Here is an 11,293-nt window from a genome sequence, read left to right on the forward strand (position 1 = left end):
CCGCCACCGCGTCGCGGGGGGAACTCGAATCGAAACTCCGACGTGGCGCAGAACGTATCTGCCGGCTCAGCATGGCAATCGAACGACGGGTGGATGATGACGGGTGTGTATCTCGGAGCGCTGGCGGGAATCGCGGTGGCGCTGGCGGTGCTGATGGCCGGCGCCTGGGTGGTGCAGCAGCGGACGGGCAACTCCGGCTGGGTCGATACCATCTGGACGTTTTCGCTTGGGCTGACCGGCGCGGTGTCGTCGCTGTGGCCGATCGATGGCGCGGCGCCGGATGCGCGGCAATGGCTGGTGGCGGTGCTGGTCGCGGCGTGGTCGCTGCGGCTCGGCTCGCACATCGCCGCCCGCACCCAGCACATCAGCGACGATCCGCGCTACGCCGCCTACGCGGCGGAGTGGGGCGCCGATGCGCCGAAGAAGATGTTCTTCTTCCTGCAGAACCAGGCCTACGCCACCATTCCGCTGGTGTTTGCGATCTTCGTCGCGGCGCATGCGCCGGCCGGCAGTTTGCGGCTGCAGGACTATCTCGGCGTGCTGATCCTGATCGTCGGCATCGCCGGCGAAGGGCTGGCCGACTCCCAGCTCAAGGCGTTCCGTGAAGATCCCGCCAACAAGGGCAAGGTGTGCGACGCCGGGCTGTGGCGGTGGTCGCGGCATCCGAACTACTTCTTCCAGTGGTTCGGCTGGCTGGCCTATCCGGTGATCGCGATCCCGTTCGCCGAGCCGCTGTCTTACCTCTGGGGCTATGCGGCGGTGGCAGCGCCGCTGTTCATGTACTGGATCCTGGTGTACGTCACCGGCATTCCGCCGCTCGAGGAGCAGATGCTGAAATCGCGCGGCGACCGCTATCGTGACTACCAGGCCAGGACCTCGATGTTCTTCCCGCTGCCGCCCCGGCGCTCCGCCACGCCATGAGCGGGCTCGCCTCGCTGATCGATATTGCCGAGCGGGTGCCGCTGCCGGACGCGGTGATCCGCGCCGGCATTCGCATGCTGTGCGGCCGCACCGCCGCCAAGATGGCGCTCGGCAATGAGGCCAGCGACGCGGCATTCGCGCACGCGATGGCGGCACGCGAGGTCGCCGAGCATCCCGACGCGGCGAACGCCCAACACTACGAGGTCCCGGCGGCGTTCTTCGGCAAGGTGCTCGGGCCGCACCGCAAATACTCGTCGTGTTTCTATCGCGATGCCGAGACCACGCTGGCGCAGGCCGAAGCGGAGGCGCTGCGGCTGACGATAGAGCACGCCGACCTGCGCGACGGTCAGGCGATCCTCGAACTCGGTTGCGGCTGGGGCTCGCTGTCGCTGGCGATGGCCGAGCGGTTTCCTTATGCGCGGGTCCTGTCGGTGTCGAACTCGGCGTCGCAGCGGCAGTACATCGAGGCTCAGGCCGCCGCGCGGCGGCTGATGAATCTGCGCGTCGTCACCTGCGACATGAATGCGTTCGAACCCCACGATAAATTCGACCGCGTGGTCTCGGTCGAGATGTTCGAGCACATGATGAACTGGCGCAAGCTGATGACTTGGATCCGCGGCTGGCTGAAGCCGGGCGGGTTGTTCTTCATGCACGTCTTCAGTCACCGCCGCGGCACTTACTTGTTCGACCGCACCGACCCTGCCGACTGGATCGCGCAGCATTTCTTCACCGGCGGAGTGATGCCGAGCCACCGGCTGATCCGGCAATACGCCGATCTGTTCGAAATCGACGAGCAGTGGCGTTGGAGCGGTCGTCACTACCAGCGCACGGCCGAAGACTGGCTGGTCAATTTCGATCGTCACCGCGACGAGATCGAAACCATCCTGCGCCCGGTCTATGGCGACGACACCGCGTTGTGGATGCGTCGTTGGCGCTGGTTCTTCCTCGCAACCTCCGGCCTGTTCGGCTATGCCGACGGCGACGAATGGGGCGTGAGTCACTACCGCCTGAAACCGGCCTGACTGCTCGCGCACGGGGGCGCGACGTGTTGTCGCTCTGCGTGTGCTGCAAAGCTCGACGATGCGCGCGCTCGTTGTGGCGCCGCTCTCGCGGCAAATTCACAACACAGTGAGCAGTAGTGTTTTCAAGCGGTTCTGGGCCCAAAAATCCCGCTTAATAAACAGCTAACTACATGGAACTAATCACTTCTTGGTTCCTGAACCGGGTCGGCAAAATTGATCCGGCGCAATGCGGGCAGCGGTACTTTCCCTAGTTTTGCCTTCGACGAAAGCAGGAGGTGTGACGTGTTTCTAGATTCTGTCGGATCGCTCGTGTTGTTCCTGACGTGCGCCGTCGGCCCTGCGTTGATTGCGTATCTCGTCGTCGACGATCTGTGGCGTAAGGCAACTCAGCGTGCGCAACCGCAGCCCCCGGCTCCGGTGGTGACCGCCAAGCAGGCACCCGAGCGGCGCTTCGGCTGGTTCGCGTGGGCGAACTGAGTTCGGTGAACTAAGCTACGAGTTCAAGACGGGCGCACCCGCCGTCGAGCTTCCAGGGTGCTCATCGCAAACAGTGAGGAAAGAGCCTTGACCATTGTTGCATTGATCGCAGCGATCTACGGGCTGGTCGGCCTGATCGGTCTGGTGGCCTTGATCATCGGCGGCCGTGAGGTCGTGGCGCAGAACGCGCACTGGAAGCGCTTCGACGACGCCCATTACTGGGACGAAGCGGCGGAAGACTGGCGGCCGCACGAACACGCCTCGCGGCCCGCGACGGCCTGATCGGACGTCGATCCGCCCGCGCCGATCGCGGCGCCAACTTGAAAATTTGAAGGCCGGCACCTGCGCCTCGCAGCTGCCGGCCTTTTCTTGTTCGGTGCTACTTGTCGTCGACGTATTCGAGAATGTCGCCGGGTTGACACTCCAGCACCGCGCAAATCCGTGACAGCGTCTCGAACCGAATGCCCTTCACCTTGCCGGATTTCAGCAGCGAGACGTTCTGCTCGGTGATGCCGATCTGCTCGGCAAGCTCCTTCGAGCGCATCTTGCGCCGCGCCAACATCACGTCGAGATTCACCACAATCGCCATCGCCTACACGAAGCTCGCATTCTCGTCGGCCAGCCGCGCCGCTTCGCGCATCACCGCCGCGACCGCCACCAGGACGCCGCCGACGATCACCGAAACATAGTCGTTGCTGGAGAACGTCAGCACCAGCAGACGTTGACCGGGAGGATTGCTCAGCGACAGCGCGAGTGCCAGAGCGGTCGCGGTAACGGGGCCAAGCAGGCCCTGCGCCAGCACGGCGATGCCGAAGCGCTGCAGGTGGGTGGCCGCTGCCGTGGTGAAGACCTGGCCTCGCGCGAATTCGGCGAACAGCGCTCGGACATTGAGCAGCCCCCACAGCATCACGGCAACCGGCACGGTGATGATGACAGCCGCGAGTGCCTGATTGCCGGCGTCGAGCGGCAGCCGTGTGCCGATCTCGCCGAGCTTGGTCAGCAGCAGATTGCGGGTCCAGCTCGGGACCAGGAAGACGGCGCCGATCAGCCCCACGATCAGTACGATCCCGATCGTGCTCATCCATTCCATCGCGCGCGACAGCCGGACCAGCTTGGTGGCCGCCGGACCGGTCAGTCCGATCGAGGTGCCGGATAGTCGTGCTTGCATTGCAAGGCTCCATCATCTATTTCGAGATGAAATTATCGTAAAACGATAATTTATCATCGTCAAGATAGGATGAGCGTCATGCGCTTCCCCGCCTCGTTCAGATTTGCTGCCGCCGCCATGGCGCTCGGTGGCCTGACCGCCTGCAGCTCCGTTCCGATCACCTCAATGGTCAAGCTGGTGCGTACCGATCTGGCTGCAACCGATCCGGCGGCGCTGCGCATTGCCGTGCGGTTGCCGCAAGGGCTGCGGCCGCGCCGGGTCACCCTGCGCGTCACCGTGGCGGTGGGCGCGGATAAAAGCGAGCAGGCGTTCGTGCTGGCCGATCTCGACGATCCCGGCGAACTGTTGTCGCTGAAGGACGAAGTGACGAACGACACCATGATCTACGCCTTCCGGATCGCACCCGAGGATGTGCCGCGGCTGCTCGCGGTCCGCGATCAAATGGCGGCTCACAAGGCAAAGGGCGAGCGCGGCTCGCTGACGATTGGGGTCGGCGCCGAAGCCTGCCGCACCGGCACGCTGCCGGCCAAGACTCTGGTCACGACCTATCTGAAGACCGAGCGCGCCGGCGACTTCTTCCCGCTGACGCGCGACGTCGACCTGCGCAAGGACGTGCCGAAAGAGGCTGTGCCCGAGCGCATTCCGCTGTGCACCTAAAGCGGGAAGTTCTTCAATTCTCCCTACGCGCGGGGAGAAGGAGCAGGCCGTGCAGCGAAGGAACGGCTCAGGGCTTCGGACAGGTCGGCGGGGTGTCGTCGGACCATTCTGGAGCTGACAACTCCAGATCGTTCAGGCCGAGCAAACCGATCGCGCGCAGTGCCATGTGGTCGACCATTTCCGAGATCGAGCGCGGCCGCTGATAGAACGCCGGCGACAGCGGCGCCACGATCGCGCCGATCTCGGTCGCCTGCGCCATGCTGCGGATATGGCCGAGATGCAGCGGGGTCTCACGCAGCATCAGCACCAGCCGGCGCCGCTCCTTGAGCTGCACGTCGGCGGAGCGCACCAGCAGATTGTCGAGATCGCCATGGGCGATCGCCGACAGGGTGCGGATCGAACACGGCGCCACGATCATGCCGGAGGTGCGGAACGAGCCCGAGGCGATACAGGCGCCGACGTCGTCGATCTTGTGAAAGCGATGCACTAGGTCGGCGGCGTGCTCGAGTGCGTTCGGTCCGACCTCGTAGGCGATGGTCCGCCTTGCGGCTTTCGACACCACCAGATGCACTTCGCAATCGACCGAGGCCAGCAGTTCGACCACCCGCAGCCCCACCGCGGCGCCCGAGGCGCCGCTGATGCCGACCACGATGCGGTGCTGCGTGCTCATCGGATCAGCCGGCGTTGCCCGGCCGCCGGCTGATGTTCCGGCGACAGTCCGAGGCTGGTCCACATCGCGTCGACCCGTGCGATCACGTCCTTGTCCATCTCCAGCACCTTACCCCACTCGCGCTCGGTCTCGGTGCCGATCTTGTTGGTGGCGTCAATGCCGAGCTTACCGCCGAGTCCGGATTTCGGCGAGGCGAAGTCGAGATAATCGATCGGGGTGTCGCTGATCGACACCATGTCGCGCGAGGTGTCGCAGCGTGTCGACACCGCCCACATCACGTCGGCCCAGTCGCGGACATCGACGTCGTCGTCGACGATGATGAGGAGCTTGGTGTAGCTGAACTGCGGCAGCATCGACCACAGCCCCATCATCAGCCGGCGCGCTTGGCCGGGATAGCGCTTCTTGATCGAGGCGACCGCGATCCGATAGGAGCACGCCTCCGGCGGCAGCCACAGATCGACGATCTCGGGGAATTGTCGCCGCGCGACCGGGAGAAACACGTCGTTGAACGCTTCGCCGAGCCGCGACGGTTCGTCCGGCGGCCGGCCCGTGTAGGTCGACAGATAAATCGGATGCCGGCGCATGGTGATGGCGGTGATCCGCATCACCGGGAATTCTTCGACCGCATTGTAATAGCCGGTGTGGTCGCCATACGGCCCCTCCGGTGCGGTCTCGGTCGGCGACACAAAGCCTTCGAGCACGATCTCGGCATCAGCCGGCACGCTGATCGGGATGGTTTGGCACGGCGTCAGGCTCGGCCGCTCGCCGCCGAGCAGGCCGGCGAATTTGATTTCAGAAACCGTCTCCGGCAGCGGCAGCACCGCCGAGAGAATCATCGACGGATCGGCGCCGATCACGATCGCCACCGGCATCTCGCGCTTGTCGGCTTTCCACTGGTGGTGGTGCTTGGCGCCGCCGCGATGCGCCAGCCAGCGCATGATCAGGCGATCCTTGCCCAGCACCTGCATCCGATAGACGCCGACATTGTCGGTGCCGTGCGCGCCGGGCGGCGGCTTGGTGAAGACGAGGCCCCAGGTGATTAGCGGCGCCGGCTCTCCCGGCCAGGGGATCTGCACTGGCAGCCGGCCGAGGTCGACTGCGTCGCCGGTCAGCACCACTTCCTGCACTGGTGCTGATTTGGCCATCTTCGGCCGCATCGCCAGCGCGGCCTTGGCCATCGGCAGCTTGCTCAAAGCGTCGGTCAGGCTCTGCGGCGGCGCCGGCTCGCGCATTTCGGCGAGCGCCTCGCCGAGCCGCGACAGGTTTTCCGGCAGGATGCCGAGGCCCCAGGCCACCCGTTCGACCGTGCCGAACAGATTGACCAGGATCGGCATCTCCGACGGCCTGCCGTCGGCCTTGATCGGGTTTTCGATCAGGAGTGCCGGGCCACCGGCATGCAGCACGCGGCGATGGATTTCGGTGAGGTCGTGGACCACCGACACCGGCTTGCGGATGCGGTGCAACTGTCCGCGTGATTCGAGATAGCCACTAAATGCACGCAGATCAGGGAAGGGCGGTTTGACGCGGCTCAGCATGGTGTCTCCCTGCGGACAACATTGGTCAGCACTTGCCATCGACCCTGTCTTTGATCAGGCGCAAAGAAGTACCGTCGGGGCCGGGCTACGCGAACTGTTCACGATAAGGTGGCCCATGTCGGTATCCAATTCGTCCGTCTCCAGGATGCCCGTGCCGCTTGCCCTTGCGACGCGGGTGTTGCCGCTGTTGCCGCTGCAGGTGTTGCTCGGAATCTGCTTGCGCGAAATTCGCGCGCGCCATCCCAGGATCTTCGATCGCCTCGGTCCGCACACCGGCAAGCGTTACGGCCTCGCGCCGACCGACCTGCCGATTGCGTTCGTGCTCGAGCCGCGTCGGATGAGTCCGCGGGTCACGGTGGTGCGTACGCTGCCCACCAACATCCACGCGCGGATCGCGGGGCCGCTGTCGGCGCTGATCGGCATGACCGACGGCTCCTATGACGGCGACGCGCTGTTCTTCTCGCGCGACATCGAAATCGACGGCGACATGGAAGCGGTGGTCGCGCTGCGTAATGCGATCGACGATTCCCGCGTCGACTTCCTGAAAGAGTCGGTGGCGTGGTTCGGCCCGCTGGCGGCGCCGATCGAACGGATCTTGCGCAGCCTGGTCGGCGCGCAGCCCGGCTATCGCGAAGAGCTGGGTGTCGGAGGCGGAGGTTAGAGCATGGAACTGATCTGTCCCGCTGGTACGCCGGCAGCGCTGCATGATGCCGTCGCCGCAGGCGCCGACGCGATCTATTGCGGCTTCAACGACGAAACCAACGCCCGCAACTTCCCGGGGCTGAACTTCAGCCGCGACGAGATGCGAGAGTCGATCGCGCACGCGCATCGCTACGGCACCAAGGTGCTGGTTGCGATCAACACCTTCGCGCGCGCCGGCAATGTCGAGCTGTGGCAGCGCGCGGTCGACGACGCGGTCGAAGCCGAGGCCGATGCGCTGATACTCGCCGACGTCGGTGTGATGGACTACTGCGCCAAGACTCATCCGGAGCAGCGGCTGCACGTCTCCGTGCAGGCGGCCGCCGCCAATCCGGATTCGATCCGGTTCTATGTCGACAGCTTCAACGCGCAGCGCGTGGTGCTGCCGCGCGTGCTCAGCGTGCAGGAAATCGCCGCGATCACCAAAGAGGTGAAGGTCGAGACCGAGGTCTTCATCTTCGGCGGCCTGTGCGTGATGGAAGAGGGCCGCTGCTCGCTGTCGTCCTACGCCACCGGGAAGTCGCCGAACATGGATGGCGTCTGTTCGCCGGCCGCCTCGATCCAGTATCGCGAGCAGAACGGCTCGCTGGTGTCGCGGCTCGGTGAGTTCACCATCAACAAATTCGCCAAGGGCGAGGCTGCGGCGTATCCGACGCTGTGCAAGGGCCGCTACCAGACCGACGAAGGCTGTGGCTATCTGTTCGAAGACCCGGCCAGTCTCGATGCCACCACGATGCTGCCGGACCTGCGCGCCGCCGGCGTTGCGGCGCTCAAGATCGAAGGCCGCCAGCGCGGCCGGGCCTATATCGAGCGGGTGGTGAAGACCTTCAAGGACGTGCTCGCCGCGCTCGACGACGGCCGGCCGCTTCCGGTCGACGCGCTGCGCGGCCTGACCGAAGGCCAGTCGACCACCACCGGCGCCTACAAGAAGACCTGGCGCTGACCGAATTCTCGCGCTGATGCGTCGGTGATCTCCGAGCGTCAGCGGCTTCTGCAAAGCGAGGCGACTCCCATGCAACTCACGCTTGGACCGGTGCTGTTCAACTGGAAGCCGGAAGAGTGGCGCGACTTCTATTTCCGCATCGCCGAGGAAGCGCCGGTCGACACCGTCGTGGTCGGCGAGGTGGTGTGCTCGAAGCGCCAGCCGTTCCTCGAGGAGCACATCCCGGCGGTGGTCGAGCGCCTCGCCGGCGCCGGCAAGAAAGTGCTGATGGGCTCGCTGGTGCTGATGTCGCTGCCGCGCGAGCGCAAAGCGATGGCCGAGCTCGCCGCCGACGACGGCTTCATGATGGAGGTCAACGACCTCTCCTGCCTCGGCATGCTCGGCGGGAAGGCCCACGCGATCGGTCCGTTCGTCAACATCTACAACGAGGCGACCGCTGCGTATTTCGCCTCGCGCGGCGCCAGCCGCATTTGCCTGCCGCCGGAGCTGCCGCTGTCGGCGATCCGCAGCATTGCGGGGTCGCTGCCCAATGTGTCGTTCGAGGTGTTCTCGTTCGGCCGGGTGCCGCTGGCGATCTCGGCGCGCTGCTATCACGCCCGGCTCAACAAGCTGGCGAAGGACAATTGCAAATTCGTCTGCGAGCAGGACCCGGACGGTCTCGCCGTGACGACGCTCGATGACGAGCCGTTCCTGGCGATGAACGGCGTGCAGACGCTGTCCTACACCTGCGCCAGCCTGCTCGGCGACATCGACAAGCTCAAGGACGCCGGCGTTTCCTCGATGCGCCTGTCACCGCAGCAGTGCGACATGGTGGCGGTCGCCAAGCTGTACCGCGACGTGATCGACGGCAAGACCGCGGTGGCCGAAGGTGCGCAGAAGCTCGACCAGCTTTATTCGCTGAAGAAGTCGAACGGCTTCCTGTTCTCCAAGCCGGGTGCGGCGTTCGTCACCGACTCCGGCGACGTGCGGCGGATCGTGCCGGCGGCATAAGCGCAGCGATTATTTGAAGTTCGGCGCCGTCTCCACACCACCAACCGTCATCCTCCGCGTATGCGGAGGATCCAGTACGGCGGTGCGCTGATTCTTGAAGCAAAGCTCTGGAATATTGGATCGCCCGCCTGCGCGGGCGATGACGGCCGAGGGGCGTTTGGTGTGGCACTGCGGACAATCACGCTGCCACGTCATGCTCGGGCTTGACCCGCCTGCGGGGCCGAAGCTCCTTCGGCGCGGCGAAGGCCCGCGCATCCATCCCGCGCGTGAGCGCGTGTTCAACAACATCAATTGAAGAAGATGGATCGCCGGGTCGAGCCCGGCGATGACGACTGTTTAGGAGGAGCCGTTTACGACCAGCGTCTGCTCAGCGCGTCAGGTCAGCGGCTTCAGGATCCGGGCGAGTTCGGCGTGGATGGTTTCGTTGCCGCAGACAATGTCGCCGGTCTTGAGAACGTCGCCGCCGTTGATGTCGCCGACGGTGCCGCCGGCTTCGCGGATCATCACGATGCCGGCCGCGATGTCCCACGGCGACAGATTGCGTTCCCAGAAGCCGTCGAAGCGGCCGGCCGCGACCGCACCGAGGTCGAGCGAGGCGGTGCCGAACCGGCGCAGGCCGGCGACCTTGGGCTGCAGCGCGGCCATCTCGCGCTGGTTCTGCGCGAAGTCGCCGCGGCCAAGATGCGGCAGGCCGCAGCCGATGACGCAGTCGTGGAGTTCACGGCGATTGGCGACGCGCAGCCGGGTGTCGTTGAGGAACGCACCCTTGCCGCGCTCGGCGATGTACAGCTCCTCATTGGCCGGATTGTAGATCACGCCGGCGATCATTGTGCCTTCGCGTTCGAGCCCGATCGAGATCGCGAAATGCGGGATGCCGTGCAGGAAGTTGGTGGTGCCGTCGAGCGGATCGACGATCCAGCGATGGGTCTTGTCGGCGCCTTCGCGGGTGCCGCCTTCCTCGCCGAGGAAGCCGTAGCCCGGGCGCGCCTTCGACAGGTCCTCGTACAGCATCTCTTCGGCGCGCTTATCGGCGCGGGACACGAAGTTGGCCGGCCCCTTCAGCGACACCTGGAGATTTTCGATCTCGCCGAAGTCGCGCTTGAGGCTGCGGCCGGCGCGGCGCGCCGCCTTGACCATGACGTTGATGAGAGCGGAATGGATCATGGTCTGGTCTCGTGACGACCTGCGAACGGTCTGGTCGGGAAAGGAATGTGTGGGGTTTGCGGCCGCAAGGGGTGCCCTGTGCGGCGGGCGGCGTCAACCCGGATCATTTGCCGCCGCCGATCCAGGTCCGCGCCGCCTCTTCGGCCTTGGCGCGATCCTCGGCCGACATCTGCGCCAGCGTCTGGTCGAGCTGCAGGTCGCCCTTGCCGGCGGTCTTGGCGACCAGATGCCATTTCATCGCTTCATTGATGTCGCGCGGCGCGCCCTGGCCGGAGACCAGCACGTGAGCGAGGCGATTCTGGGCGATCGGATTGTTGGCGCGCGCTGCCTTACGCAGCAGCGCCACGGCGGCCGGCTCGTTTTTCGGAGTGCCGGTGCCGTTGTAGAGCGCGATGGCGTATTCGACCTGGGCTGGGACGTTGCCGGCGAGCGCGGCGGCCTGCAGCAGCCGCACCGACTGCTCGATGTTCTTTGTTACCCCGGTACCTTCTTTGTAAAAGGTCGCCAGTGCGTATTGGGCCTCCGGGTTGCCGGCGTCGGCCGCCATCCGCAGCAGCTCGGCGGCGCGCTTGACGTCCTGCGGGAAGGTCTGGCCGTCGAGGTAGAGCAGCGCCAGGTTATAGGCAGCCTTCGGCTCGCCGAGCTTGGCGGCCTGCGCCAGCCATTTGGCGGCTTCCTCACGGTTCGGCGGGCCGCCGCGGCCGCCCATCCGGGCCATGGCGAGCGCAAACATCGCCTCGCGGTCGCCGAGGTCGGCAGCTTTTGAATACCACTCGACCGCCTTTTTGTAGTCGCGCTTGACGCCGAGGGCGTTGGCGTAAAGCTCGCCCAGCATGGTCATGGCTTTGGCGTCGTTATCGGCGGCGCGCTTCTGCGCCAGCTCGAACGCCGTCTTGTAGAAGCCGCGCTGATAGGCGCCGTACACCAGGTCGACGTTCGGATCTTCGGCCGCGGCCGCGCCGCCGCCCTCGGGGGCAGCCTTAGCGTCGGGTTTGTCGGCCGGCTTCTTGGCTTTGTCCTTGGCCTCGGTGGCGGGGGCCTTGGCCG

At 65.5% G+C, this 11,293-nt stretch carries 14 protein-coding genes; 8 read left to right on the top strand and 6 right to left on the bottom strand.

The genetic code is table 11. The features are described from left to right. Positions 1 to 93: 93 nt before the first annotated feature. From VRZ08_RS17265 to VRZ08_RS17280, 4 genes are all read left to right on the top strand, one after another. A complete protein-coding gene (locus tag VRZ08_RS17265; protein ID WP_413776039.1) occupies positions 94 to 921 on the top strand; it encodes a DUF1295 domain-containing protein in 828 nt (275 codons plus the stop codon). Further along, positions 918 to 1,943 carry an SAM-dependent methyltransferase gene (locus VRZ08_RS17270; RefSeq protein WP_414533309.1) on the top strand — a complete coding sequence of 342 codons (1,026 nt, stop codon included), beginning with the start codon at positions 918 to 920 and terminating at the stop codon, positions 1,941 to 1,943. Before VRZ08_RS17265 ends, VRZ08_RS17270 begins: the two co-directional genes overlap by 4 nt. 309 nt (positions 1,944 to 2,252) lie before the next feature. Then, entirely contained in the window at positions 2,253 to 2,420 is a 168-nt protein-coding gene (locus tag VRZ08_RS17275; RefSeq protein WP_205502341.1) for a hypothetical protein, read from the top strand. Between the two features lie 87 nt (positions 2,421 to 2,507). Continuing rightward, entirely contained in the window at positions 2,508 to 2,702 is a 195-nt protein-coding gene (locus tag VRZ08_RS17280; protein ID WP_107343081.1) for a hypothetical protein, read from the top strand. 97 nt (positions 2,703 to 2,799) lie between these two features. Here the strand turns inward: VRZ08_RS17280 and VRZ08_RS17285 are convergent, their stop codons facing one another. Beyond that, positions 2,800 to 3,009 (bottom strand): helix-turn-helix domain-containing protein, encoded by a 210-nt coding sequence (locus VRZ08_RS17285; RefSeq protein ID WP_164572682.1) that lies wholly within the window; start codon positions 3,007 to 3,009, stop codon positions 2,800 to 2,802. Between the two features lie 3 nt (positions 3,010 to 3,012). Next, positions 3,013 to 3,588, bottom strand: a complete 576-nt coding sequence (locus VRZ08_RS17290) for a DUF2975 domain-containing protein (protein ID WP_107354355.1) — start codon at positions 3,586 to 3,588, stop codon at positions 3,013 to 3,015. Between the two features lie 78 nt (positions 3,589 to 3,666). On the opposite strand from VRZ08_RS17290, the gene VRZ08_RS17295 reads away from it, so the two are divergent. Beyond that, positions 3,667 to 4,245: a hypothetical protein gene (locus VRZ08_RS17295; RefSeq protein ID WP_414533310.1), complete on the top strand. Its 579-nt coding sequence runs from the start codon at positions 3,667 to 3,669 to the stop codon at positions 4,243 to 4,245. A gap of 67 nt (positions 4,246 to 4,312) precedes the next feature. On the opposite strand, the gene VRZ08_RS17300 is transcribed toward VRZ08_RS17295, so the two are convergent. Together VRZ08_RS17300 and VRZ08_RS17305 are read right to left on the bottom strand one after the other, a co-directional pair. Then, on the bottom strand, positions 4,313 to 4,915 hold the full coding sequence (locus VRZ08_RS17300) for a UbiX family flavin prenyltransferase (protein ID WP_414533311.1): 603 nt from the start codon (positions 4,913 to 4,915) through the stop codon (positions 4,313 to 4,315). Further along, positions 4,912 to 6,450: a UbiD family decarboxylase gene (locus tag VRZ08_RS17305; RefSeq protein WP_263990682.1), complete on the bottom strand. Its 1,539-nt coding sequence runs from the start codon at positions 6,448 to 6,450 to the stop codon at positions 4,912 to 4,914. The genes VRZ08_RS17300 and VRZ08_RS17305 overlap by 4 nt, the downstream gene beginning before the upstream one ends. A 115-nt stretch (positions 6,451 to 6,565) precedes the next feature. On the opposite strand from VRZ08_RS17305, the gene ubiT reads away from it, so the two are divergent. The 3 genes from ubiT (at position 6,566) to VRZ08_RS17320 (ending at position 9,082) form a co-directional block, all read left to right on the top strand. Beyond that, positions 6,566 to 7,111 carry a ubiquinone anaerobic biosynthesis accessory factor UbiT gene (ubiT, locus tag VRZ08_RS17310; RefSeq protein ID WP_263991685.1) on the top strand — a complete coding sequence of 182 codons (546 nt, stop codon included), beginning with the start codon at positions 6,566 to 6,568 and terminating at the stop codon, positions 7,109 to 7,111. Between the two features lie 3 nt (positions 7,112 to 7,114). Further along, positions 7,115 to 8,092: a ubiquinone anaerobic biosynthesis protein UbiU gene (ubiU, locus tag VRZ08_RS17315; protein WP_107343087.1), complete on the top strand. Its 978-nt coding sequence runs from the start codon at positions 7,115 to 7,117 to the stop codon at positions 8,090 to 8,092. Positions 8,093 to 8,161: 69 nt separating this feature from the next. Beyond that, positions 8,162 to 9,082 carry a U32 family peptidase gene (locus VRZ08_RS17320; RefSeq protein ID WP_414533313.1) on the top strand — a complete coding sequence of 307 codons (921 nt, stop codon included), beginning with the start codon at positions 8,162 to 8,164 and terminating at the stop codon, positions 9,080 to 9,082. A 375-nt stretch (positions 9,083 to 9,457) separates the two neighbouring features. Here VRZ08_RS17320 and VRZ08_RS17325 read toward each other — a convergent pair whose 3' ends face one another. Then, complete coding sequence (locus tag VRZ08_RS17325) at positions 9,458 to 10,246, bottom strand: inositol monophosphatase family protein (protein WP_263990684.1); 789 nt, start codon at positions 10,244 to 10,246, stop codon at positions 9,458 to 9,460. A 103-nt stretch (positions 10,247 to 10,349) separates the two neighbouring features. Beyond that, positions 10,350 to 11,293, bottom strand: a 944-nt coding sequence (locus VRZ08_RS17330) for a tetratricopeptide repeat protein (RefSeq protein WP_414533314.1), incomplete at its 5' end; no start/stop codon positions are given.

This window comes from Rhodopseudomonas sp. G2_2311, from assembly GCF_047501505.1.
In the GTDB taxonomy this organism is placed as follows: Bacteria; Pseudomonadota; Alphaproteobacteria; order Rhizobiales; family Xanthobacteraceae; genus Rhodopseudomonas; species Rhodopseudomonas palustris_H.

Coding starts and splice junctions, on each gene's coding strand:
- VRZ08_RS17325 (WP_263990684.1), bottom strand. CDS start 10,246: ATGATCCATTCCGCTCTCATCAACGTCATGGTCAAGGCGGCGCGCCGC.
- VRZ08_RS17305 (WP_263990682.1), bottom strand. CDS start 6,450: ATGCTGAGCCGCGTCAAACCGCCCTTCCCTGATCTGCGTGCATTTAGT.
- VRZ08_RS17265 (WP_413776039.1), top strand. CDS start 94: ATGATGACGGGTGTGTATCTCGGAGCGCTGGCGGGAATCGCGGTGGCG.
- VRZ08_RS17285 (WP_164572682.1), bottom strand. CDS start 3,009: ATGGCGATTGTGGTGAATCTCGACGTGATGTTGGCGCGGCGCAAGATG.
- VRZ08_RS17300 (WP_414533311.1), bottom strand. CDS start 4,915: ATGAGCACGCAGCACCGCATCGTGGTCGGCATCAGCGGCGCCTCGGGC.
- ubiU (WP_107343087.1), top strand. CDS start 7,115: ATGGAACTGATCTGTCCCGCTGGTACGCCGGCAGCGCTGCATGATGCC.
- VRZ08_RS17295 (WP_414533310.1), top strand. CDS start 3,667: ATGCGCTTCCCCGCCTCGTTCAGATTTGCTGCCGCCGCCATGGCGCTC.
- VRZ08_RS17270 (WP_414533309.1), top strand. CDS start 918: ATGAGCGGGCTCGCCTCGCTGATCGATATTGCCGAGCGGGTGCCGCTG.
- ubiT (WP_263991685.1), top strand. CDS start 6,566: ATGTCGGTATCCAATTCGTCCGTCTCCAGGATGCCCGTGCCGCTTGCC.
- VRZ08_RS17320 (WP_414533313.1), top strand. CDS start 8,162: ATGCAACTCACGCTTGGACCGGTGCTGTTCAACTGGAAGCCGGAAGAG.
- VRZ08_RS17290 (WP_107354355.1), bottom strand. CDS start 3,588: ATGCAAGCACGACTATCCGGCACCTCGATCGGACTGACCGGTCCGGCG.